The organism is Bradyrhizobium sp. HKCCYLRH1030 (genome assembly GCF_051168395.1).
In the GTDB taxonomy this organism is placed as follows: domain Bacteria; phylum Pseudomonadota; class Alphaproteobacteria; order Rhizobiales; family Xanthobacteraceae; genus Bradyrhizobium.
Map to the genome: position 1 here is coordinate 1 of NZ_JBNPUY010000007.1, position 23,308 is coordinate 23,308.

Sequence of the window (23,308 nt, forward strand, 5' to 3'; positions counted from 1 at the left end):
TCATGACCTTCAGTCCTGCCCACTAGACAGACTGAATCACCGATATCTCTGCGTCGCAACTGCTGACTTTTTCAACAAAATCGACCCGAAGCGGACATCAGAACAACGGTGCTGCGCGCTGCAATCTGAACTTTATCAGGGAGCCCGAGTCGCGGCCGTTGTCACCGGGCAGTCAGACGCCACTGCCGGATGACGCCTTGAGAGTTGCCACTACAGGGGATCGGTCAATTGGACAGTGACAAAGCGTGAAAATTGGCGGCGCTATTTAGCAGCCTCCTTCATTAATATATGTTTGTAACATTTACAACCTTTCGGTATACTTCTAAACTTTCGCACTGGGCGGGCTCAAGGGGGATTGCATGAGGCTAATTAGTCGAAGGTCATTACTAACAGGCGCTGGCGCAGTCGCGATTTCGAGCTCCAAACTTTTGGCCATGAAAGACAGCGTTGGCACCTTGCAGCGCGCCTACGTTGCCAAGCCGCAAATCATTAAACAGGAATGTCCTGAATGGTGCTGGGCAGCCTCCACAGCAATGATCTTTGCGGCGCACGGACATCGTACCGATCAAAAGAAAATCGTAGCCAAAGTATTTGGCGGCCTCGCATGCAAACCCGCTGGAACGCCGCTCGCCATAGCGCAAGCACTCAGTGCGCCGTGGGTCGACGACAGCGGCCAGTCTTTCCAGGCGAGCATCAGCGCAGCCTACGATCCGACTGACGGTATTATGGCCATCAGTAATAACTTCATTATCAACGAACTTGCGAACGACCGACCCGTCTTGTACTGCAACACTCACCACGCAATGGTCATAGTCGATTTCAACTATGTTATGAGTCCAATGGGTCCGGCTCCCCAGCAAGTGGGCGTGCTCGATCCGTGGCCCGGCAGTCCGGACTACCATCCACTTTCTCAACCCGAAATGTACGGAATTAATATGGCGCCCGGCGGCCAGATGACGTTTCTGGCCGCGGTTGCTTTGTAACTGCGCATGCATGCTCGAATAGAACGAATAACATTTTGCATGGAGTCTAAGCGATGAGAAACGCACTAATCGCCTTAATACTCGTTGCGTCTACCACTTTTTCGTTAGCCGAAGACAGGGTACGGGCCGGCGACTGTTCGGTTATTGCAAGCTATCTCGAAGATCAGATCACTCCCGCTGATACGGACAATCCTTTTCACTCAGAGTAGATTTGCTACAGGTGGCAGGCGAGGACCACTTGTAACGTTCAGATGCGTTTTGACTATCGTGTTAGAAAAATGCGCGGGGGCGATGTGTCAGTCAAAAGCGGTACTATCAGCAAGGGCTCGCTGAAGAGCTTTTGCGGCCCCGGCGGGGATAGCGAACGCTTCTTTGTGGAATAAGGATAGGAAGCATTAGTGAGCGTCACGAGACGGGCGATCTCCATATCGCCCACCTCGGCGAGGAATTTATATCCCAACAAACTAGTGCTGCTCATGAAATAGCAAACGACGCCGCATCTCAGGCCCGGCAGCCTGATGTATGGGTATTGTCTATAGAATGACGAGGACACGCTATGGAGCGTCGACAATTTCTGTCTGGCATGTGTATAGGCGCTACGATCGGTGTCTTCCCTTCGATGGCTCGCGCTGAAGCGACTTGTAGGACCTCAAATCAAACCGACATACGCATCATTGATGCCAGCAAGAATCTTACCAGATCCGCCAAGCGGGTAGCAGACGCCGGCGTCACTACAGTGATCCGGTTTTATACACGCCTCGAAAATTTGGATCACGGCCCTTATCAGAACGCAGTTCTATCCAAAGCGGAACTAAATGCGCTTGAAGACCAGAGGATCGCCGTCGCAACTGTATTCCAGTATTTTAGCGGCGGGAGTGGCCGAACTTTTCAAGAGCCCACCAAGAAAATTTATGACGTGCGCGACGCAGTGAAGAATGCTGATAACATGAAGCAGCCCGAAGGGAGCGCTATCTACTTTGGCGCGGATTTTGACCTAGCGAGCGGCGACCGTGAGAAAAATATTCTGGCGATAAAACAGTATTTTCAGTACGCGCAAAAAGAAGTAGCCAAATCTGGTCGCAAAATCGGTGTCTACGGCTGCGGAAAAACCTGCGAAATCCTCGCAGAAGAACAGTGGGATATGTACTATTGGCTTTCGGCTTCTGTCGCTTATTGGCGCACAGCAGAATTTTACAATTCAGGCAATTGGCATCTATTTCAAACCAAGACTGATCTAGCCCGCCCCTATGGTGAGATCGATACCAATGTACTCAATCCGAAATTCACGTCGTTCGGGCAATGGCGGAGCGACGGGAGCCTAGTGACGGAACCCGCCGCGGTCTCGAAACGGATCCTTGATGCCCGTCGTTTCGTGGCACCGAAGCGGATACAGTTGTTCTCAGATCCGCTAAATCCCGATCAAACACTGATTCCTCTGGAGGATGCGGAGCTTAGTCGCGCCAGCTTCGGGCGTTCCGTGAGAGTAATGTGCCAAGAGGGAGAAGCACTCGGAGTAAGCCTAGATGAGCAGATGCTTCGTGGCTTCTGCCGACCTGAAGCTCTCCGTTCCACTATCCCGAGTTTCGGTTAGTTATCTAACTTTTATTGCCGCTCGACGTTTTATGTTGATCGGATTTTCAAGGGCGCAAGCCTGGTCGGCCTTCCCGTTCAACAGCCGACTCGGGTTTTTCTCGTCATCAATCGTCCGGCAACGGCTTCGCCCCCGGTACCGGCTGATCGGGCGACATTTCAGATAAAGATAAACCTCTTGCGATTTTACAGAAATCGTGATTGTCTATGCGTATCCCGCCTCATGCAGAGGGGCGTTGCGCGCGATCGTCACGACACGCGAGGTGGGGAGCGATGGCCGCGAGAGATCGCAGCGTCTTCGGTAACGAGGGCGCGGACGAACGATCTGTCGTGGACGTGAAGTCGCAGCGTCCTGACACCCCGATGCTGGTGTCCCGCGCAATGCGCAAGCGTTGCCGCGAATGGTGGCCAACAAGCCCGGTGCACCAGGGAGACTGCGTATAAGCGTGAAGACCATCGCGCAGGGAATGCCGGCGTGTTTCGGCTTTGCCTGTGGTACCTGCCGCCTGCATTCTTTTCGCAGGCGGGCCATGGGTGAGGCCTTCACCCGGCATTCCCTGCGCCCTCTGCATGAGTTGCGAGGGACGGACTGATCGCGGGACTCGGGCGTGCTACGCCGCGAGAATGCGATGACATGTCCCTCATCCGTTGGCTGTTTGAAACGTAAAATCCCGCCAGACCTTCTGCTGTCGTCCCGGACAAGCCGGCAGCGTTCGCCGGGACGACCGCGGTGTTGTTTATGGCTTTCGATATCTCACGACGCTCACGACGCCTGCCGTGCCGCCGGCCTGCGCTCGACCGGGTGGATGTCGATGCCACGCAGGCGGCCCAGCCGCAGCACGTCCATCGGCACGGTACGGCCGATGCGGTCGCGGTCGAGCACGCGGATCAGGTCGTCGACGCCGTTGATGTCGACGCCGTCGAGCTTGATCACGACGTCGCCGGGCAGCAGGCCGGCGCGGGCCGCGGGCCCGTCCGGCTCGATCTGCATCAACAGCGCGCCCATCTTGTTCTCGACGCCGGCGAGCAACGCATGTCGCCGCGGCACCGGCGCGGTCTGCCCGGACACGCCGACATAGGCGCGGCGGACGTAGCCGTGGCGGATGATCTCCGACAGCACGAACTGCGCGGTGTTGCTGGCGACCGCAAAGCAGATGCCCTGCGCGCCCTGGATGATGGCAGTGTTGATGCCGATCACCTCGGCGGCCGACGACACCAGCGCCCCGCCGGAATTGCCTGGGTTGAGCGCCGCATCGGTCTGGATGACGTCCTCGATCATGCGGCCCGAGACCGAGCGGATCGAGCGGCCGAGCGCCGAGACCACGCCAGCCGTCACCGTGGATTCGAAGCCGAGCGGATTGCCGATCGCGACCACGAGCTGGCCGCGGCGCAGGCTCTTGGAGTTGCCGAGCGCGGCGTAGCGCAGGTCGCGCGCGTGATTGGCGCGCAGCAAGGCGAGATCGGTGTCGGGATCGACGCCGAGCACCTGAGCGTCGGTGACGACGCCCTCGACGTCGCGCAGCCGGATGCTCTTGGAGGAGCCGACGACATGGCTGTTGGTCAGCACGAGACCGTCGGGCGAGATCACGATGCCCGAGCCGAGCCCGCCGCGCTCGGCGCGGGAGCCGGCGGTCGACCCAGCCCTGGGGCCGGTTTCGACGCGCACGACCGCAGGGCCGACCCGCTCGGTGACGTCGATGACGGCATTGGAATAGGCGTCCAGCAGCGCGCGGTCGTCGGCCGGCGCAGCATCAGACGCGCGCGCCGGCGACAGCGCATCGCCGGCGAGATCGGAGGTAAAGTCCAACATGGCAAGATTTCCTTCGCCCGGTCAGATGGGTAGCAGCCGCCCCCCGCGCAAGGTGGCGATCCGGCGACGCCGTTCCGCGCCGTCCTTGGCGAGACTCACGCGCGCTGTGATAGGACTACGGCCGGGTATTTGATGAATCTGATTGCGGGAGGAAGCATGCGGCTGCGAGATCGGCTGTTGTCGTTGTGTGGGGCCATGGTGCTGGGAGCCGACATGACCGGCGCATCGCTGGCGGCGAGCGCCACGGTGCGCAGCGGCGACACGATCCAGCTCGGCGACACGGTGTTCCGGCTCGACGGCATCGATGCGCCGGAGGTCGACCAGCTCTGCATCGACGATCACGCCGATTCCTGGAGCTGCGGCGTCGAGGCACGCGAGCAGCTTGGCAAGCTGATCGGCAGCCGCTCGGTGCGCTGCGACGATCTCGGCCCCGACAAGCCGCTCAAGACGCGCAGGATCGGCCTCTGCACCATCGACGGCGACAAGGTCAGCCTGAACCAACAGGTCGCGCGCGCGGGCTACGCCATGAGCGCGGATCCGGCGATCAAGTATCGCGCCAAGGACGATGTCGCCGCGGCCAAGGAGGCGGTGCGCGGGCTGTGGAAGGGATGTTTCGTCGCCCCAGCCGAGTTCCGCGCCGACAAAAAGGACGGCGCCCTGCTCGGCGCGGCCTGCCGCGCCGACCGCGACCGCGAGATCCGTGCGGTGCTCTTCCCGGACGCGCCGAGCGCGCCGCCGGGCTGCAGCATCAAGGGGAAGTTCGCGGTGCGTGCCCGCGTCACCGGCAACATCGGCATCTACCATCTGCAGGGCTGCCCGAGCTATCCGGCGACCACCGAGCCCGACCGCTGGTTCTGCTCGGAGGACGATGCACGCGCCGCCGGCTTCCGCCGTGCATTCAACTGCCGCGCGCCGAAGAAGTGAGATCGGACGGTCGACAAGCCGGCACGACGAAGCAATCGAGAGCTGTCGCGCGGCCCCTGGATTGCCGCAGCGATGCTCAGTGCTGCATCTGCAGCAGCTGATCCATCGGCATCATGTTGTGGTTGAGGTTCGCCATGATCCACAGCGAGCCGCCGACGACGAGAAACACGATCAGCAGCCCGAAGGCCAGCGCCAGCACGTTGTTGGTGTTGTCGGGCCCGGTGGTGATGTGCAGGAAGAACACCAGGTGCACCCCCATCTGGGCGATCGCCAGGACGATGATCGCGACCGGGATCGACGGCTGCCAGACGAGGTCGGTGCCGGCGATGAAGAACGATGTCGCCGTCAGCAGGATCGCGAGACCGAGGCCGGCGACATAGAACAGGACGCGGGAACGCAGGCTGCCATGCTGCTGCTCGCCGGGTGCGAGATCGAATTCCGCGGGGGCTTGATCGGTCATGTCGCACTCCCGAGCAGATAGACCACGGAGAACACCGCGACCCAGATGATGTCGAGCGCGTGCCAGAACAGCGCGAAGCACAGGATGCGACGCTCGATGTCGGCGCGGAAGCCCTTGGCGACCACCTGCGCCATCATGGTCAGCAGCCACAGGATGCCAGCCGCGACGTGCAGGCCATGGCAGCCGACCAGAGTGAAGAACGCCGACAGGAAGGCGCTGCGGCTCGGCCCGTCGCCGCGGCCGACGAGGTCGACGAACTCTCGGACCTCGAGCAGCAGGAAGCCGGCGCCGAGCAGGCCGGTGACGGCCATCGCGACCTGGAACCAGAGCTGGTTGTGGCGCTCGGCGGCAATGCTCGCCATGCCGCAGGTGAAGCTCGACAGCAACAGCAAAGCGGTCTCGACCGCGACGTTGCGGACGTCGAACAGTTCGGCGCCGCCCGGACCGCCGGCGGTCGCACCCGACAGCACAGCGAAGCTCGCGAAGAAGCACGAGAACATCACGATGTCGGAGAGCAGGAATATCCAGAAGCCGAATCCGGTCACGATCCGTTTCGGCGCCGGCCCAGGATGCTCGGCGGCACGCAGTTGATGCGGATCGGCATAGGCAGGCGCCTGAGCGACGGTGGTCACCGACATCGGCCCACTCCCTTTGCGACGACTTCAGTGGGCATGCGCCGTTCCGCCTTCCGGCCGCGACTGGTTCTCGCTGAGCTGCGGTCCCGGCGCCGGAGGGATCTTCTGGCTGGCGATGTTGCCGAACAACTCGGGATCCGCGAGCCGGTAGGTCTTCGGGCGGGTCTCGACGGACTGCGCCGCGAGCTCCTTGTAGCCCGCCTCGTCGAGCACCTGGCCGCTCCTGGCAGCATTCGTCACCCAGTTGGCGAAGTCGGGCTGCGAGACGACGTTGGTGTCGAACATCATGTCGGGAAAACCGTCGCCGCTGAAATGCGAGGCCAAGCCCTTGTAGGTCCCGACATGATCTCCGCGCAGGTTCAGCCGCGTGACCATGCCGTTCATGGTGTAGATCATGCCGCCGAGCTGCGGGATGAAGAAGGCCGTCATGACGCTGCCGGATGTCAGCTCGAAGCGCAGCGGCGCGCCGATCGGGACGGTCAGGCTGTTGACGGTGGCGATGCGCTGGTCGGGATAGATGAACAGCCACTTCCAGTCGAGCGACACCGCCTGGATGCGGATCGGAAGCCCGGTGCCGTCGACGGGCTTGCCCGGGTCGAGCTGGTGCGAGCCGATCCAGGCGACGCCGCCGAGCAGGATGACGGTGAGCGCGGGGATCGACCACACCACGAGCTCGACCGCGCCCGAATAGGCGAACTCCGGCCGGTAGCGCGCCCTGGTGTTGGAGCTGCGGAACCAGAACGCGAAAGCGAGCACCGCGATCGATGTCGGCACGATGATCGCCAGCATGATGATGACGGAATCGATCAGGATCGTCTGCTCGGCGGCGGCGATCGGCCCTTGCGGATCGAAGATGTTCATACGCTCATCCGGCATTCATCCGCGCTCCCAACCCACACCGGATCGAGAGGTTCCTGCGCCGCAAAGATCCGCTCAGCGGCTCACGCGCCAGATCGTGCTGTTGCCGTCTTCGGAGATGAGCAGGCTGCCGTCGCGCGCCACGGTGACGCCGACCGGCCGGCCCCAGACCTCGCGATCGTTGACGACGAATCCGGTGACGAAATCCTCGTATTCGCCGGTGGGCACGCCGTCCTTGAGCCTGACCCGGATCACCTTGTAGCCGGTGCGCTTGGACCGGTTCCACGAGCCGTGCTCGGCAGCGAAGGCATCGCCGCGATACTCCGGCGGAAACAGATTGCCGTCGTAGAATGTCAGACCGAGCGAGGCCGAATGCGGCTGCAGCAGCACGTCGGGCACGGTGATCCTGCCCTTCAGGTCGGGGCGCTCGCCGGCATGGCGCGGGTCGGGGTTGTCGCCGATGTAGTACCAGGGCCAGCCATAGAAGCCGCCCTCCTTCACCCGCGTGACATAATCCGGCACCAGATCGTCGCCGAGCCCGTCGCGTTCGTTGGTCGAGCACCACGGCGTTCCGGTCGCGGGCTGGATGGCGAGGCCGACGCAGTTGCGGATGCCGGTGGCGAACAGGCTGCGGTTCTTGCCGTCGGGATCGAACGCCAGCACGCTGGCACGGTCGGCCTCCCCGCCCCAGGCCGCGCCGAGCGGGTGCGCCTTGATCCAGGCACTGACTCCGCCGGCTGGCTCTCCCAGCGCTTCGCCGACATTGCCGGCGGAGCCGACCGACACCAGCATGCGCTTGTCGTCCCTGGTGAAGACGATATCGCGCGTCGAATGGCCGTAGCCAGCCGGCAGATCGGGCACGACGAGCTGCAGCGGCCCCGACGCCTTCATGTCGCCGGCCCGATAGGGAAAGCGCATGACGCGCTCGGTGCTCGCGACATAGATCCATTGCGGATCGCTGCTCGGGTAGAAGGCGATGCCGAAGGGATGGCCGAGACGGTCGGCGAAGATCTCGCTCGACGCGACCTTGCTGCCGTCCTCGCTCGGACGCAGCACGCGGACGCGCCCTGCCCGGGTCTCGGCAACGAAGATGTCGCCATTCGGCGCGGTGCGGAGGATGCGCGGCCCGCTCAGCCCCTCGGCGAACAGCGCGATCTTGAAACCGTCGATGACCCTCGGCACGGCGGAGGCCGGTCGTTGCATCACGCGGGAGACGTTGGCTGCGGACGCCGTCGCACCCGGTTTGGGCAGGTCTTCGGGACGGATCAGCCTGATTGTGCCAGGTGCATCACCCTGCCAACTGCCGAACGCGTCCTTGCCTTTCAGCACAACAGGTTCGGCTGCGGCGGCGGTCGCCGCCAGCGCGCTCAAGGTCGCCACGACAGCCGTGCTGATCAGTCTCGTCATGCGGTCCTCGCGCGTCTCGAACGGCCGGCAGTCTACCCCGGTCGAGGACCGGCGATCACGTGTCGCGGCGACAGGACGCGATCACGACAGCGCCCCGAGCACGCCGCGCGTCGCCTGGTCGATCTCCTCGACATAGCGGCGGCGCGCGAAGGACTCGGTCAGGAAGCCGATCACCTTGCGGCTGTTCTCCGATTCCAGCACCGCCAGCTCTTCCGCGCCGGAATCGTCGAAGATCTTCATCGCCGTCTTGACGTTCATTTCGGGCAACAGCGCGACGTCGAAATATTTGGCGAGCTCGACCACCTGGATCTCGTCGGCGATGGAGTCCAATTCGCCCGAGAACAGATCGGGCAAGGAGACCAGCCCGCAATAATCGTCGCTGTTGTTCACCACCACCACGGCCTGGCGCGTGCCCAGCGCGAACTCGCGCCGGCAGGCCGCGATGCTGGTCGTGGTCGGCACCTTGGCGACGTCGGAACGCATCAGCCGCTCGACCGTGAGGTTGCGCAGCCAGCCGACGTCATTGGCGCTGCGGATGGTCTCGCCGCGCAGATGCAGGCGCCAGGTCGAGAACGAGTGGCCGAACAGGACGCGGACGCACACCGACGTCACGATGCAAGCGCCCAGCACGACGGCCGTGACGTCGACACTGCGGGTCATCTCCAGCACCAGGAACGACATCGTCAGCGGCCCGCCGACGATGGCGACACCGAGCGTCGCCATGCCGGTGAGCATCGCCACCAGCGGGTCGATCGCGAGCCCGAGGCCGGCCAGCGCGAGCAGTCCCGCAAACAGCTTGCCGAGCAGGCTGCCGACGAACAGCGAGGCGAAGAACAGACCGCCGCGGAAGCCCGAGGCCAGCGAGATCAGGCAGGCGGCGAGCTTGAGCACGATGATGGTGGCGATCATGCCGACCGCCATCTCGCGATGCAGGTCGAGCAGCATTGCGCCGTGGCCTGCCGCCAGCACCTGCGGCGTCACGATCGCCATGGCGCCGACACAGACCCCGCCGATCACCGGGCGCAGCCACACCGGAATGCGGACGAACAGCCGCTCGACCGCCGGCGAGGCACGCATCACCACGATGCCGATGCCGGCGACGAGGAGCGCCAGCACGAACAGCGCGATGTATTGCTCGAAGCCGACCGCACCGACCTTGGCGACCTCCAGCGAATACGGCGCGCCGGCGAGATATTGCGAGGTCAGCGCACCCGCCAGCGAGGCCGCCAGGATCGGCGCCGCGCTGCCGACGGAGTAGACGCCGACGATCAGCTCATAGGCATAGAACGCCCCCGTGATCGGCGCGCCGAAAGCGGCCGCAATGGCGGCGGCCGCACCGCAGCCGAGGATGAGGCGCATATCGTTGCGGCGGAGCGTGAGATACTGCCCAAGCAGCGAGGCGACGCCGGCGCCGATCTGGGTGTAGCCGGCCTCGAGCCCGACCGACGCGCCGGAGCCGTTGGAGACCAGGGTCTGGCCGCTCACCACGATGCTGTCGCGCATCGACAGCCGTCCGCCGCGCAGCGCATTGGCCTCGACGGGGTCGACCGCGGCCGCGATCTTCCAGCGCCGCCGCAGCCATTCCATGATGCCGAGCGCAAGGCCGCCGCAGGCGGGCGCGATCAGGGCGACCGCCGGGTTGACCCAGGTATGAGCGCTGAGCCGGACATCGATCGGAATGCCGTAGATGACCACATGCGCGACCTGCGCGATCAGGCTCATCACCGTCACGATCGCACCCGTCGCAACGCCGATCACCAGCGCCAGCGGTATCAGGTAGAACTCGTTGCTGCGCAGCAAGGCCCGCAGCCGCGTGACCACCCGGTTCGAAGCCTTGCGATCGATGATATGCGACAGCGTCGACAGCACGGAGAGCCATTTCTTCTACGATGAGGCCTCGCCGTGGCAATAACCTGTCGCAACTAGCGGAACAAGCGCGAATTCCTGTCCGATCGAAACGTGGTTGACTGGTCCGGAAAGTGGAACCGCCGCGGCTCGCGCGATCCTGCGCCTCAACTGCGCGGCACCGCCGAGGTCACAAGCGGCCCAGGTGCAAAACAACGGCGCCCGCCACGGGAGACTCCGCAACGGGCGCGCGCAACTCAAATCGAGGAGATGTCCCGTTCAGATCCGCTCGATGATGATCGCGGGTGCCATGCCACCGGCCGCGCACATCGTGACCAGGCCGCGCTTGAGATCGCGCCGCTCGAGCTCGTCGAGCAGCGTCCCGATCAGGATGGAACCGGTGGCGCCGATCGGATGTCCCAGCGCGATCGAGCCGCCGTTCACATTGACCTTGGCGCGGTCGAGCTCGAGGTCGCGGATATACTTCTCGGCGACGACGGCGAACGCCTCGTTGATCTCGAACAGGTCGATGTCATCAAGCTTGAGCCCGGCCTTGGCCAGCACCTTGCGCGTCGCCGGCACCGGGGCGTTCAGCATCAGGGTCGGGTCGTCGCCCATATTGGCCATCGCCACGACGCGTGCCCGCGGCTTCAGGCCATGGGCCTTGGCATAGGACGGCGACGCCAGCAGGATCGCCGCCGCACCGTCGACCACGCCCGAGGAGTTGCCGGCGTGATGCACGAATTCGATCTCGAGGCCGGGATAGCGCTGCAGGATCAGGTTGCGATACGTCGTGCCCTTCTCGTCCAGCGCGTAGTCGGCGATCGCCGGAAACGCCGGCTTCAGCGCGGCCAGCGCCTCGGCCGTTGTCTGCGGCCGGGGGTATTCCTCGTGGTCGAGCGCGACGCTGCCGTCCTCGCGATGCACCGGCACCAGACTCTTCTTGAAATGGCCGGCAGCGATCGCAGCCGCCGCGCGCTTCTGGCTCTCCAGCCCGAGCGCGTCGACGTCGGCGCGGGTGATGCCTTCCATGGTGGCGATGGCGTCGGCGCAGACGCCCTGGTGCGACTGCGGATGCAGCGCGCGCAGATGCAGGTTGCCGGCATCCATCATCAGCGGCCCCTCGCCGCGCCGGCCGTCCATCGACATCATCTCGCAGCCGCCGGCGATGACGAGGTCCTCCTGCCCGGCCATGATCGAGCTTGCTGCGATGTTGACGCTGGTGATGCCGGAACCGCAGAAGCGATCGAGCGTGACGCCGGAGGCACGGATGTCGTAGCCGGCATCGAGCGCCGACATGCGGCCGAGATCGCCGCTCTGCGGTCCGCGCTGCGACGAGCAGCCCCAGATGATGTCGTCGACATCGCCGGTATTGATGCCGGTGCGGTCGGCCAGCGCACGCAGCACGGTGGCGCCGAGATGCTGCGGGTGCAGCCCGGCGAGCGCGCCCTTGCCGGCTTTGCCAATACCGCGCGGCGTTCTGCAGGCATCGATGATGAGCGCGTCGACCATGGTGTTTCCTTTGCCCGATGTTGTTTTGCGCTGACAGCGCGCGGCGTCTCGGCGGCCGCACGCCTCTCTTTGCTGTCGCATAGCATTGCGCGTGCGGTCTTCACAACGGCGCTTGAAGCTGCCGGCGCATGACCAGAACGCACGCCATGGCTTTGACACAACTCACCTTTCCGTCGCACGAACAATTCCGCGGATCGGCGCGCTCGGGCTGCCTTCTCGCAGACTGGTTGAAGAGCAACCCATCTCGCCCAGGCGCGCTGCAACGCAGCTCGAACGGAGGGTCTCGGCAACGTTGGCAGTTGGACTGCAGAGCATTGTCCAACCAAGCGAACTGACCGTTCACCCAATGCTTCTTGTCATGCTGCAGAGGCTGCAAGATCCTCGATCAGGAACAACTGGGATCACAGCGATCCGCCGGCTCCGGATCCGGAGCACCCATGATCACGACGCCACGTTGAGAGGTCGCCCGACCTCTCCATCGTGGCGTGACGATAGCAAACACGAACGATGCCGGAGCCTGGCGGGCAGCGCCTGCCTGTGACCGCGGCCATCCCGAGGAGGACGCTCTGATGTTGAGACGAGACCTGCTGGCCACCATGGCCGGACTGGGAGCGGCGAGCGTGCTCGGAGGCCCTGCCCTCTCCGCCGACGAGGCCAAGATCCCCAGCATCGCCGGCCCGGATCCGGCACCGAAGACCCCGAGCTTCAGGGCGCCACCGGGCAGCGTCGATACCCACACCCACATCTTCGGGCCGGCGGCGACCTATCCATTCTCGCCCAGCCGCCCCTACACGCCGCCCGACGCATCGCTGGAGATGTTCCGGGCGCTGCACGCCAAGATCGGCGTCGAGCGCGCCGTCATCGTCAACGCCACCGTCCACGGCACCGACAATCGGGTCGTGACCGATGCGATCGCGCAGAGCAACGGCAACTACAAGGGCGTCGCCAACATCAACGCGGCGATGTCCGATGCCGACCTCGCGGCGCTCGGCAAGGCCGGCATCTGCGCCTGCCGGTTCGCCTTCCTCCGCCGCCTCGGCGGCGTCGGCGACATGAACGTCTTCCGCACCCTGGTGGACCGCGTCGCGGCGATCGGCTGGCACGTCGACGTTTATCTCGAGGCCGGGACGATCCAGGAATTCGTGCCGATCCTGAAGGCGCTGCCGGTCACCTATGTGATCGACCACATGGGCACGATCAGCGCTGCCAAGGGGATCGACGATGCCGGGTTCAAGGCGCTGCTCGACCTGCAGGCGAGCGACGACAAGTGCTGGATCAAGATCACCGGTCCCGAGCGCGCTTCGGCCTCCGGCCCCCCGTTCCACGACGCGGTCCCGTTCGCCCGCAAGCTGATCGACAACGCGCCGGATCGCGTCATCTGGGGCACCGACTGGCCGCATCCGAACGTCAAGATCATGCCCAATGACGGCGATCTGGTCGATCTGATCCCACTCTACGCCCCGGATCCGGCCATGCAGCGAAAGCTGCTTGTCAGCAATCCCGAACGGCTGTTCAAGTTCGAGCCCAAGAGCTGAGTCACCGCCAGCTGCGAATTCGCCCGTTCAGCGACAGGACCGATCATGACCGCCACGACCCTCACCGCCGACAGCAAGGCAGGCGCCCGCCGCGGCTGGTGGAAGGAGCTTTGGGTCCAGGTCATGATCGCGATGGCAGCGGGCATCCTGCTCGGCGCCGTCAAGCCGGATCTGGGCGCCCAGATGCAGCCGCTCGGCGATGCCTTCATCAAGGCGATCCGGATGCTGATCGCGCCGATCATCTTCTGCACCGTGGTCAACGGCATCGCCCACATGGCCGACATGGCCAAGGTCGGCCGCGTCGCGATCAAGGCGCTGATCTATTTCGAGGCGATCACGACGCTGGCGCTGATCATCGGCTTGACCGCGGTGAACCTGTTTCAGCCCGGCGTCGGCATGAACGTCGACCCGGCGACGATCAACTCCGCGACGATCGAGCCCTATGTCAAGCAGACCGCTGCGGTCGGCTTCGTGCCGTTCCTGCTCAACATCATTCCGCAGACCTTCGTTGGCGCCTTTGCCGAGGGCAATATCCTGCAGGTGCTGTTCATCTCGGTCATGTGCGGCTTTGCACTGATCTGGCTCGGCGACCGCGCCAAGCCGGTGACGGACGTGATCGATGTCGCCGGCCGGATGATCTTCGGTGTCGTTCGGATCGTGATGTGGGCAGCGCCGCTGGGCGCATTCGGCGCCATCGCCTTCACCGTCGGCAAGTTCGGCCTGGGCTCGCTGGCGAAGCTCGGCCTGCTGCTCGGCAGCTTCTATCTCACGTGCCTGATCTTCATCGCCGCCGTGCTCGGCCCGATTGCCGCCTTCACCGGCTTCAGCCTGTGGAAGCTGATCCGCTACATCAGGGACGAGGTGCTGGTCTGCATCGCCACCACGTCATCGGAGACCGTGCTGCCGCGCATGCTGGCGAAACTCGAAGCCGCTGGCTGCGAACGCAGCATCGTCGGTCTCGTCATCCCCACCGGCTATTCGTTCAATCTCGACGGCACCTGCCTCTACCTCGCGACCGCCGCGGTGTTTCTGGCGCAGGCGACCAACACGCATCTCGACATCAGCCACCAGATCGGGCTGCTGCTGATCCTGCTGGTGACGTCGAAGGGCGCGGCCGGCATCGCGGGCGCCGCCTTCGTCGTGCTGGCCGCCACGCTCGCCGCGACCGGTACGATTCCGGTCGCCAGCGTCGCGCTGGTGCTCGGCATCCATCGCCTGATGTCGCAGGGGCTGACGCCGACCAACCTGATAGGCAATGCAGTCGCCACCATCGTCATCGCGAAGTGGGAGAACGGCTTGGACGCGACATGCCTGCGCGAGGTGCTCGATGGCCGCAAGACGGCATCTGATACAAATTGACATCATCCCAGCAGTCCTGAAACGACCTCTGCCGCATTGATGCCGATCAAACGGCGCATGACCTAAAATTAATAGTTATCTCCTTCGTCTCGCTGCTGCGCTCAGCTAATGAAGCGCGGCGGACGACAGGTTGATATCCCGGCGTCGTCCAGCGAGAACGATCAGAAACGTTCACGGAGCAGACGCCTGCGGACAACGGTCCCGCATGATACCGCGTGCGAGACGATCAATCGGAGACGATCATGAACAAGCAGCTTCTGCTCAAACTTCACCGTTGGATCAGCCTCGTCTTTGCGCTGCCATTGCTTGTCATCATCGTGACCGGGCTGATCCTCTCCTTCGAGCCGATGGCGCAGGTCGCCGCCGTCAAGCCGCAAAGCGTCGATCCGGCGCGCGTGGTCGCGCTGATCAAGCAATACGATCCCGACGGCAAGGCACGCGGTCTGTCGATCGACGCCTCCACGCAGCATCTGACCTTGCAGGGGGCGCCGGGCGCCGAGGTCGACATGACAACCGGTGCCGCGGTCGAAAAGCCGGCGATGCCCAGCTTCTTCTCGTGGGCGCGCAGGACCCACGAGCATCTGATCGGAATCCCCGGCCTCACCCTGATCTCGACCATCGCCATGATCAGCATCATGATCATCGGCATCCTGATGGGACTGCCGCGGCTGCGCAACACGCTGTCCGGCTGGCACAAGGGCACGGCCTGGTTCACGCTGCCGCTGATTTTGCTCAGCCCGCTCACCGGACTCTGCCTCGAGCTCGGCCTGACCTTCGCAGGCGCCACTCCTCCTGCCGCAGCCAAGCGCGTCTCGCTGCCTGACGCCGTCAGCATCGTCGCCAAGGACCACGACCTGTCGTCGGTGAACTCGATCGGCAATCGCGGCGGACGGATGATGGCGCGCATCATCGAGGGCGATGAGCTCAGGGCCTATGCCGTCACGTCCGACGGGCTCTCCGCGTTGCCGCGCAACTGGCCGCGCCTGCTGCATGAAGGCAACTGGTCTCTGATCGGCAGCGCGGCCAACGTTCTGATCTCGGTCGCGCTGTTCGCGCTGCTGGTCACTGGCCTGCTGATCTGGACGCAACGCCGGCTGCGGCGCCCGAGCCGCGTGCGCGACGTGCCGGCGAAGCCGGTGGTCGCATCCTCGATGCCATCCTGACCGGCGCTACGTTGCAGACGCCGGCTCGCACCGCGGGCCGGCTTCCAGCGCGATCTGCACGCGCTGCTTCGCTCGGGCCTGCCGTGGACAATGTGGGCGCGACGACGCTTTTTCGATCATTGTGAGAAACGACGCAGCTGCCCGCCACCGCGGGAAGGGCAGCGGCGCGTTCTCGGCGTTCGTCTCGGAGCTGTCATGCCCGCGTCCCGATGCAGACGAGCGCCGGCGCCGCGCAGCGGTGCGCGAGACGTGAAGCTGTGAGCAAGCTCGCTTTGTCATCAACGTGACTTGACTAGGCCGGAACCGCCACGCATCGTCGGCGACAGAAAACGAAACGGTTTAGTTTTATGTCCGATGATGTCAAAATGTTTCATGCCTGTTTGGGGCTGGTCCCGAGATGCAGCGCGCTGCCCTTGCGGCTCGGCCTCCTCGGCTGCAGCATGCTGCTCGCGTCCTGCGCCGTCGGTCCGGACTTCATGTCTCCCGACGCGCCGGCCGCAACTGGTTATGTGGCCGAACGTCGGCTCGCCGCGACCGCCGGCGCCTCGACACCGGGCGGCAATGTGCAGAGCTTCGCGCCCGGAGGCGATCTGCCCGGCACTTGGTGGGCGCTGTTTCATTCCCGGCAGATCAACGCCTTCGTCGAGGAGGCGATTCGCAACCACCCGGACATCGAAGCCGCACAATTGGCGCTGCGTGCTGCGCGCGAGAACGCGCTATCGCAGCAGGGCGCGCTGTTTCCGCAGCTGAGCGCGAGCGGCTCGGCCGAGCGTACGCAGGCCTCCAGCACGCAGCAGGGACAATGGCCTGGTCAGACCTCGCTGTACACGCTCTATGGCACGTCGGTGAGCGTCAGCTACGCGCTCGACCTATGGGGCGGCACGCGTCGCCAGGTGGAGGCGCTGCAGGCGCAGGCCGACTACCAGGCCTTCAAGATGGAAGCGACGTATCTGTCGCTGACCGCCAATGTCGTCACCGCCGCGATCAGCGACGCCTCGTTGCGCGATCAGATTGCCGCGACGGAGGAGATCATCAAGGCGGAGACCGACCAGCTTGGCCGGATCCAACACCAGTTTGACGTCGGCGCCATCTCCAAATCCGACGTGCTGGCGCAGGAAGCAACGCTGGCGCAGGCCAAGGCGACCTTGGCGCCGCTGCAGAAGCAACTCGCACAGCAACGCAATCAACTGATGGCCTATCTCGGCCGGCTGCCGAGCCAGGATCGCGGCGAGCATGTGACCCTCGCGGAGCTGCGGCTGCCGCGCAAACTGCCGATGTCACTGCCCTCCTCGCTCGTCCGGCAGCGTCCCGACATCCGGCAGGCCGAGGCCACGCTGCACCAGGCCACAGCGACGGTCGGCGTCGGCGTCGCCAATCTGCTGCCGCAGGTGACGCTGTCGGGCAGCTACGGCGCAAGCGGACCGGGCCGGCTGTTCTCGCCGACGACCATCGTGTGGGATGCGGCCTCGAGCGTCAGCCAGAAGCTGCTCGACGGCGGCACGCTGTATCACACCAAGGAGGCGGACGTCGCCACCTTCGAGCAGGATCTGTCGCTCTACAAGAGCACCGTCATCACGGCGTTCCAGAATGTCGCGGATTCGCTGCGCGCCATCCAGTACGACGCCGAGGCGCTGAAGGCCCAGGCCGCCGCCGAGAAGGCCACCGCCGACAGTCTCGCCATGGCGGTCGAGCAGTTCAGGAGCGGCGCGGTGCCCTACGCCAACGTCATCAACGCGCAGCAATCCTATCTCAACGCACGCGTCTCCCGCATCAAGTCGCAGGCCACGCGCTTCACCGACACCGCGGCGCTGTTCCAGGCGCTCGGCGGCGGCTGGTGGAATCGCCAGGACGAGACCCCGGCGGCGCTGCCCCGCGCCAATCCCGGCTACTTCGCCGGTCCCAATCGTACGACCCAGGAAGCAATGTAATGAAGAAACGCATGACGATCATGCTGGCCGCCATGGCGGTGCTGTTCGGCGGCCTCTACGGCTTTCAGACCTTCAAGGGCATCATGATCGCCAAGGCGATCGGCGCCATGGCCAACCCGCCGCAGACGATCTCGACGGTCGTTGCGGCGACCGCAGCATGGCGCTCCAACCTCACCGCGGTCGGTTCGCTGCGCGCCGTCAACGGCGCCGATCTGGCGCTGCAGGCCGCAGGCATCGTGCAGGGCATCCAGTTCAATTCGGGCGACACCGTCGAAGCCGGCCAGCAATTGCTGCAGCTGGTCGCGACCGATGACGTCGCCAAGCTGCAGTCGCTGCAGGCGACTGCCGAGAACTATGCCATCGTCGTCAAGCGCGACGAGGAGCAGATCAAGTTCAACGCGGTCAGCCAGGCCACGCTCGACAGCGACCGCGCCAACCTGAAGAACGCGCAGGCTCTCGTGACGCAGCAGAAGGCGATCGTCGAGCAGAAGACCCTGAAGGCGCCCTTCGCCGGCCGGCTCGGCATCCGCGCCGTCGATCTCGGGCAGTATCTCGGCGCCGGCACCACCATTGTCACCCTGCAGAGCCTCGATCCGATCTTCGTCGATTTCTATCTGCCGCAGCAGTCGCTCGCCGACATCCGGATCGGCCAGGACGTCGGAATCGCCGTCGACGCCTACCCCGGCGAACGCTTCACCGGTCAGATCTCGGCGATCAACGCCAAGGTCGATTCGACGAGCCGCAACGTCCAGATTCGTGCCACGCTGCACAACGATGCGACGCGGTTGCTGCCGGGCATGTTCGCCAAGGTCGAGATCGCGACCGGCAAGCCCGAACAGCTCGTCACGCTGCCGCTGACAGCGATCGTCAGCAATCCCTATGGCGATCTTGTCTACGTGGTCGACGATCTGAAGGACGGCGAGGGCAAGGCGCGGCAGACGTTCGTGAAGAGCAAGCCGGCCAAGGGCGACCGGATCGCGATCACCGACGGCATCAAGCCGGGCGAGACGGTGGTGATCGCGGGACAGATCAAGCTGCGCAACGGCAGCCCGGTGAGAATCGACAATTCGCACGTGCCGGTCGCGGAAGCCGCGCCGGATGTCGTCGACCAATAATCCGGCCAGCCCGCACCATCAGAGTCATCACTATGCGTTTCACAGACATCTTCATCCGCCGGCCGGTGCTGGCGCTCGTGGTCAGCGCCCTTATTCTCGTGCTCGGCCTGCGTTCGATGACGACGCTCGCCATCCTGCAATATCCGCGCACGCAGAACGCGATCGTCACGGTGAGCACGGCCTATGCCGGCGCCGATAGCGACATCATCGCCGGCTTCATCACCACGCCGCTGGAAAATGCGATCGCCCAGGCCAACGGCATCGACTACATGACGTCGACCAGCGTCACCGGCAGCAGCACCATCACCGTGAACCTGCGGCTCAACTACGATTCCGGCAAGGCGATGACCGAGATCAACGCCAAGGTGAACTCGGTGCTGAACCAGCTGCCGACAGGCACGCAGCAGCCGACCCTGACCTTGAAGGTCGGGCAGACCATCGACTCGATGTATATCGGCTTCGCCAGCGACGTGCTGGCGCCGAACCAGATCACCGACTACCTCACCCGCGTGGTACAGCCGAAGCTGCAGGCGGTCTCCGGGGTGCAGACCGCCGAACTGCTCGGCGCCAAGAAATTCGCGCTGCGCGCCTGGCTCGACCCCGACAAGCTTGCGGCCTATGGCCTGACGGCAACCGACGTGTCGACGGCACTGTCGGGCAACGACTACATCTCCGGGCTCGGTACCACCAAGGGCCGCCTCGTGCAGGTCGATCTCGCCGCCGCGACCAACCTGCATTCGCTGGAGCAATACCGCAATCTCGTCGTCAAGCAGGTCAATGGCGCCATCATCCGCCTGCGCGATGTCGCCAATGTCACGCTCGGCAATGACGACTACGACAGCGCGACGCGCTTCAACGGCAAGACCGCGGTCTACATCGGCATCCAGGTGGCGCCAACGGCGAACCTGCTCGACGTCATCAACGGCGTGAAGGTCGTTTATCCGGAGCTGCAGCGACAGCTGCCGAACGGCATCACCAGCGAGATCCTGTACGACTCCACCGATTTCGTGAACTCGTCCATCGACGAGGTGATCCATACGCTGGTGGAGGCGATCGGGATCGTAATTGTCGTCGTCTTCATGTTCCTGGGATCGTGGCGCTCGGTGCTGATCCCGGTGATCGCCATTCCGCTGTCGCTGATCGGCACCTTCGGCCTGATGCTGCTGATGGGCTTCTCCATCAACCTGCTGACCTTGCTGGCGCTGGTGCTCGCGATCGGCCTGGTCGTCGACGACGCCATCATCGTCGTCGAGAGCGTGCACCGCCTGATCGACGAGGGTGTGCCGCCGGTCGAGGCTGCCATCCAGTCGGCGCGCGCGCTGGCGAGCCCGATCATCGCGATGACCGTGGTGCTGATCGCGGTCTACGTGCCCGTCGGCTTCCAGGGCGGCCTCACCGGCGCCCTGTTCACCGAATTCGCCTTCACGCTCGCCGGCGCCGTCACCGTCTCGGCGGTGATCGCGCTGACGCTTTCGCCGATGAACTGCGCCTGGCTGCTGCGCCGGACCGAGCGCGACGCCACCACGGTCGAGGCGCGGCTGGTGCGTGCGATCGACCACGTGCTCGAACGGCTCGCACAGGGCTATCGCCGCGGGCTCGAAAGCGTGTTCGCGACCAAGCCGGTGGTCGTGGTGTTCGCGCTGCTGCTGCTGGCGATGATCCCCTGGCTCTATGTCAGCTCCACCAGCGAGCTCGCGCCGGACGAGGACCAGGGCATCGTGCTGTCGCTGACGAATTCGGCGCCCTCGGCCACGCTCGAGCAGCGCCAGTTCTACGGCCAGCAGCTGTACGGCCTGATTGCCCAGCGGCCGGAGACGCGCACCGTGTTCCAGATCGACACCTCGACGCAGGTGATCGGCGGCTGGGTGCTCAAGCCCTGGGATCAGCGCAATGCGACGACCAAGACCCTGCAGCCGGAATTCCAGCAGCTCCTGAACGGCATCGCCGGCGCCCGCTCGGTGGCGTTCCAGCCCTCGCCGCTGCCGGGCAGCAACGGCCTGCCGGTCCAGTTCGTGATCGGCACCACCGGCGCGTTCGGCGAGCTCAACGACGTGTCGCGCGATTTCATGGCCAAGGCGCTGGCGAGCGGCCGATTCATCTTCCTCGACAGCGATCTGAAGATCGACAAGCCGCAGACCACCGTGGTGTTCGATCGCGACAAGGCCGCCGATCTCGGCCTCAAGATGAGCGATCTCGGCGGCGCGCTCGCGACCATGCTGGGCGGCAATTATCTCGACTATTTCAGCCTGGAGGGCCGCTCCTACAAGGTGATCCCCCAGGTCCGGCAGAACGACCGCCTCACCGACAGTCAGTTGCTCGACTATTCGATCCGCACCAGCGGCAATGCCATGGTGCCGCTGTCGACCGTGGCCCGGCTCGAGCACAAGACAATCCCTGAGTCGCTCAATCACTTCCAGCAGATCAATGCGGCGACCATCTCCGGCGTGGCGATGCCGGGCATCGCGATGGGCGACGCGCTCGCCACCTTGAAGGAGATCGCGAAGTCGCTGCCATCGGGTTACTCGATCGACTATGGCGGCGCGTCGCGACAGCTCGAGCAGGAATCCGGCGGCTTCGTCACCACCTTCGTGTTCGCGCTGATCATCATCTTCCTGGCGCTCGCCGCCTTGTTCAACAGCTTCGTCGATCCGATCATCATCCTCGTGTCGGTGCCGATGTCGCTGGCGGGCGCGCTGATCTTCATCAGCCTCGGCGTCGGCGGCGCCAGCATCAACATCTACACCCAGGTCGGCTTGGTCACCCTGATGGGCCTCGTCAGCAAGCACGGCATCCTGATGGTCGAGGTCGCGAACGAGCTGCGCGAACAGGGCAAGGACCGCACCGAGGCGATCATCGCGGCGGCCACCGTCCGCCTGCGGCCGATCCTGATGACCACGGCGGCGATGGTGCTCGGCGTGATCCCGCTGATCACCGCGAGCGGCGCCGGCGCGGTGTCCCGCTTCAACATGGGGCTCGTGATCGCGACCGGACTCGCGATCGGCACCCTGTTCACGCTGTTCGTGGTCCCCGTCGCCTATGCGCTGATTGCGCATCGCGGCACGGCGCACGAGGTCGCGGGTCGCGTGACCGAGGCAATCCCATAAATCGCGTGAAATCAACGCGTTATTTGCAGATTCGGAAACCTGCATCGGTCACGGTTGACAAACGAAACCTATAAACGATATATCGTTCGTACGAAACGGAGATCATATCGTATGAGACATCATCATTGGACGTTTGGCCCCTCCCGCAGAGACGACGACAACCAAGAGCGCGGCTGGGGACATCGCGGACGTCATGGACGGCGTGGCTTCGACGAAGCCTGCGAGGAGATGCGCATGGGCGGGCGCGGCGGCGGGTTCGGCCCGCGGGCGGCCGGCCTGTTCGAGCGTGGCCGCCGCGGCGGTCGCGAGGAGTTCGGGCGTGGCGGCGGCGGCCGCTTCTTCGGTCCCGGCGATCTGCGCAGCCTGCTGCTGTGGCTGATCGGTGAGAAGCCGCGCCATGGCTATGAGCTGATCAAGGCGGTCGAACAGTTGGTCGGCGGGGCGTACTCGCCGAGCCCGGGCTCGGTCTATCCGATCCTCAATCTGCTCGAGGACATGGGCCAGATCGAAGCGGCATCGGCCGAGGGCGGCAAGAAGCTGTTCGCGATCACCGACGCCGGCCGTCAGGCACTGAAAGAGGATGAAGCCGCCATCGATGGCCTGCTGAGCCGGCTGCGCATCATGGCCCGCACCATGGGCGGCATGCGCCCGCCGGAGCCGGTGCTGCAGAGCGTGCAGACGCTAAAGATGGCGCTCAAGATGCACCGGCAGGGCTGGAGCGACGCGGAAGCGAAGCGTGTCAGCGACATCCTCACCCGCGCCATCGCCGATATCCAGGGCGACGAGGGCACCGCGAGCTGACATCAACATCAGCCAGGAGCGGAGCCGTGGCAGCCGGAATTGATATCCGTGTTCGCGCCGCCCAGACGCTGCGTTCCCTCTCAACCGTTCTTCACGGCGAGAGGGTCGGGGTAAGGGCAACCGCACGGAAGTCGGTCGAAGGGAGCCACTGACAGCCACATCCCTCGATAGCATCCGCGGTATGGGTCCGGCGTTCGCCGGGACGACAGCAGTGGTGGGGCGCGGCCTATCCAAGCCCACCCGTGTCGTCCCGGCCTTGAGCCGAGACCCATACCGCGT

17 protein-coding genes are annotated in these 23,308 nt (G+C 64.5%); 10 read left to right on the top strand and 7 right to left on the bottom strand.

Going from position 1 to position 23,308, the window contains the following annotated elements:
• The first annotated feature begins 434 nt into the window (after positions 1-434).
• Together ACQR1E_RS20665 and ACQR1E_RS20670 are read left to right on the top strand one after the other, a co-directional pair.
• Positions 435-983 carry a hypothetical protein gene (locus ACQR1E_RS20665; RefSeq protein WP_315751958.1) on the top strand — a complete coding sequence of 183 codons (549 nt, stop codon included), beginning with the start codon at positions 435-437 and terminating at the stop codon, positions 981-983.
• 556 nt (positions 984-1,539) lie between these two features.
• Positions 1,540-2,574 carry a glycoside hydrolase domain-containing protein gene (locus ACQR1E_RS20670; protein ID WP_315751959.1) on the top strand — a complete coding sequence of 345 codons (1,035 nt, stop codon included), beginning with the start codon at positions 1,540-1,542 and terminating at the stop codon, positions 2,572-2,574.
• A 762-nt stretch (positions 2,575-3,336) separates the two neighbouring features.
• Here ACQR1E_RS20670 and ACQR1E_RS20675 read toward each other — a convergent pair.
• Positions 3,337-4,383, bottom strand: coding sequence for a S1C family serine protease (locus tag ACQR1E_RS20675; RefSeq protein WP_434897510.1), 1,047 nt, complete (start codon positions 4,381-4,383; stop codon positions 3,337-3,339).
• A 156-nt stretch (positions 4,384-4,539) separates the two neighbouring features.
• Here ACQR1E_RS20675 and ACQR1E_RS20680 point away from each other — a divergent pair, with 156 nt between their 5' ends.
• Complete coding sequence (locus ACQR1E_RS20680; RefSeq protein ID WP_409977929.1) at positions 4,540-5,307, top strand: thermonuclease family protein; 768 nt, start codon at positions 4,540-4,542, stop codon at positions 5,305-5,307.
• A gap of 76 nt (positions 5,308-5,383) precedes the next feature.
• Here the strand turns inward: ACQR1E_RS20680 and cyoD are convergent, their stop codons facing one another.
• The 6 genes from cyoD to ACQR1E_RS20710 all read right to left on the bottom strand — a co-directional run bounded on the left by cyoD (position 5,384) and on the right by ACQR1E_RS20710 (position 12,024).
• Complete coding sequence (cyoD, locus tag ACQR1E_RS20685) at positions 5,384-5,767, bottom strand: cytochrome o ubiquinol oxidase subunit IV (protein WP_315715673.1); 384 nt, start codon at positions 5,765-5,767, stop codon at positions 5,384-5,386.
• Positions 5,764-6,405, bottom strand: a complete 642-nt coding sequence (gene cyoC, locus ACQR1E_RS20690; protein WP_315715672.1) for a cytochrome o ubiquinol oxidase subunit III — start codon at positions 6,403-6,405, stop codon at positions 5,764-5,766. The genes cyoD and cyoC overlap by 4 nt, the downstream gene beginning before the upstream one ends.
• Positions 6,406-6,429: 24 nt before the next feature.
• Positions 6,430-7,263: a COX aromatic rich motif-containing protein gene (locus tag ACQR1E_RS20695; protein ID WP_315715809.1), complete on the bottom strand. Its 834-nt coding sequence runs from the start codon at positions 7,261-7,263 to the stop codon at positions 6,430-6,432.
• A gap of 72 nt (positions 7,264-7,335) precedes the next feature.
• Complete coding sequence (locus ACQR1E_RS20700) at positions 7,336-8,667, bottom strand: PQQ-dependent sugar dehydrogenase (protein WP_434897511.1); 1,332 nt, start codon at positions 8,665-8,667, stop codon at positions 7,336-7,338.
• A gap of 81 nt (positions 8,668-8,748) precedes the next feature.
• Positions 8,749-10,536 (bottom strand): chloride channel protein, encoded by a 1,788-nt coding sequence (locus ACQR1E_RS20705; RefSeq protein ID WP_315751963.1) that lies wholly within the window; start codon positions 10,534-10,536, stop codon positions 8,749-8,751.
• 255 nt (positions 10,537-10,791) lie between these two features.
• A complete protein-coding gene (locus ACQR1E_RS20710; RefSeq protein ID WP_316185122.1) occupies positions 10,792-12,024 on the bottom strand; it encodes an acetyl-CoA C-acetyltransferase in 1,233 nt (410 codons plus the stop codon).
• A gap of 569 nt (positions 12,025-12,593) precedes the next feature.
• Between ACQR1E_RS20710 and ACQR1E_RS20715 the strand changes: the two genes are divergently transcribed.
• The 7 genes from ACQR1E_RS20715 (at position 12,594) to ACQR1E_RS20745 (ending at position 23,029) form a co-directional block, all read left to right on the top strand.
• Positions 12,594-13,559, top strand: a complete 966-nt coding sequence (locus ACQR1E_RS20715) for an amidohydrolase family protein (RefSeq protein ID WP_316185120.1) — start codon at positions 12,594-12,596, stop codon at positions 13,557-13,559.
• A gap of 45 nt (positions 13,560-13,604) precedes the next feature.
• Positions 13,605-14,918 carry a C4-dicarboxylate transporter DctA gene (gene dctA, locus ACQR1E_RS20720; RefSeq protein WP_316164317.1) on the top strand — a complete coding sequence of 438 codons (1,314 nt, stop codon included), beginning with the start codon at positions 13,605-13,607 and terminating at the stop codon, positions 14,916-14,918.
• Between the two features lie 242 nt (positions 14,919-15,160).
• The gene (locus ACQR1E_RS20725) at positions 15,161-16,081 is read left to right on the top strand and encodes a PepSY domain-containing protein (protein ID WP_434897512.1); all 921 of its coding nucleotides are present in this window, start codon (positions 15,161-15,163) and stop codon (positions 16,079-16,081) included.
• Between the two features lie 365 nt (positions 16,082-16,446).
• Positions 16,447-18,009, top strand: coding sequence for an efflux transporter outer membrane subunit (locus tag ACQR1E_RS20730; protein WP_316170642.1), 1,563 nt, complete (start codon positions 16,447-16,449; stop codon positions 18,007-18,009).
• The gene (locus tag ACQR1E_RS20735) at positions 18,009-19,124 is read left to right on the top strand and encodes an efflux RND transporter periplasmic adaptor subunit (RefSeq protein ID WP_316170643.1); all 1,116 of its coding nucleotides are present in this window, start codon (positions 18,009-18,011) and stop codon (positions 19,122-19,124) included. Before ACQR1E_RS20730 ends, ACQR1E_RS20735 begins: the two co-directional genes overlap by 1 nt.
• Positions 19,125-19,156: 32 nt before the next feature.
• Positions 19,157-22,228 (top strand): efflux RND transporter permease subunit, encoded by a 3,072-nt coding sequence (locus ACQR1E_RS20740; RefSeq protein WP_434841961.1) that lies wholly within the window; start codon positions 19,157-19,159, stop codon positions 22,226-22,228.
• 111 nt (positions 22,229-22,339) lie between these two features.
• Positions 22,340-23,029 (top strand): PadR family transcriptional regulator, encoded by a 690-nt coding sequence (locus ACQR1E_RS20745; RefSeq protein ID WP_315715662.1) that lies wholly within the window; start codon positions 22,340-22,342, stop codon positions 23,027-23,029.
• The last annotated feature ends 279 nt before the right edge of the window (positions 23,030-23,308 follow it).

Excerpts from the sequence above, each read along its gene's own strand:
- ACQR1E_RS20665 (WP_315751958.1), top strand. The coding sequence starts at position 435 with ATGAAAGACAGCGTTGGCACCTTGCAGCGCGCCTACGTTGCCAAGCCG.
- ACQR1E_RS20670 (WP_315751959.1), top strand. The coding sequence starts at position 1,540 with ATGGAGCGTCGACAATTTCTGTCTGGCATGTGTATAGGCGCTACGATC.
- ACQR1E_RS20675 (WP_434897510.1), bottom strand. The coding sequence starts at position 4,383 with ATGTTGGACTTTACCTCCGATCTCGCCGGCGATGCGCTGTCGCCGGCG.
- ACQR1E_RS20680 (WP_409977929.1), top strand. The coding sequence starts at position 4,540 with ATGCGGCTGCGAGATCGGCTGTTGTCGTTGTGTGGGGCCATGGTGCTG.
- cyoD (WP_315715673.1), bottom strand. The coding sequence starts at position 5,767 with ATGACCGATCAAGCCCCCGCGGAATTCGATCTCGCACCCGGCGAGCAG.
- cyoC (WP_315715672.1), bottom strand. The coding sequence starts at position 6,405 with ATGTCGGTGACCACCGTCGCTCAGGCGCCTGCCTATGCCGATCCGCAT.
- ACQR1E_RS20695 (WP_315715809.1), bottom strand. The coding sequence starts at position 7,263 with ATGAACATCTTCGATCCGCAAGGGCCGATCGCCGCCGCCGAGCAGACG.
- ACQR1E_RS20700 (WP_434897511.1), bottom strand. The coding sequence starts at position 8,667 with ATGACGAGACTGATCAGCACGGCTGTCGTGGCGACCTTGAGCGCGCTG.
- ACQR1E_RS20710 (WP_316185122.1), bottom strand. The coding sequence starts at position 12,024 with ATGGTCGACGCGCTCATCATCGATGCCTGCAGAACGCCGCGCGGTATT.
- ACQR1E_RS20715 (WP_316185120.1), top strand. The coding sequence starts at position 12,594 with ATGTTGAGACGAGACCTGCTGGCCACCATGGCCGGACTGGGAGCGGCG.
- dctA (WP_316164317.1), top strand. The coding sequence starts at position 13,605 with ATGACCGCCACGACCCTCACCGCCGACAGCAAGGCAGGCGCCCGCCGC.
- ACQR1E_RS20725 (WP_434897512.1), top strand. The coding sequence starts at position 15,161 with ATGAACAAGCAGCTTCTGCTCAAACTTCACCGTTGGATCAGCCTCGTC.
- ACQR1E_RS20730 (WP_316170642.1), top strand. The coding sequence starts at position 16,447 with ATGTTTCATGCCTGTTTGGGGCTGGTCCCGAGATGCAGCGCGCTGCCC.
- ACQR1E_RS20735 (WP_316170643.1), top strand. The coding sequence starts at position 18,009 with ATGAAGAAACGCATGACGATCATGCTGGCCGCCATGGCGGTGCTGTTC.
- ACQR1E_RS20740 (WP_434841961.1), top strand. The coding sequence starts at position 19,157 with ATGCGTTTCACAGACATCTTCATCCGCCGGCCGGTGCTGGCGCTCGTG.
- ACQR1E_RS20745 (WP_315715662.1), top strand. The coding sequence starts at position 22,340 with ATGAGACATCATCATTGGACGTTTGGCCCCTCCCGCAGAGACGACGAC.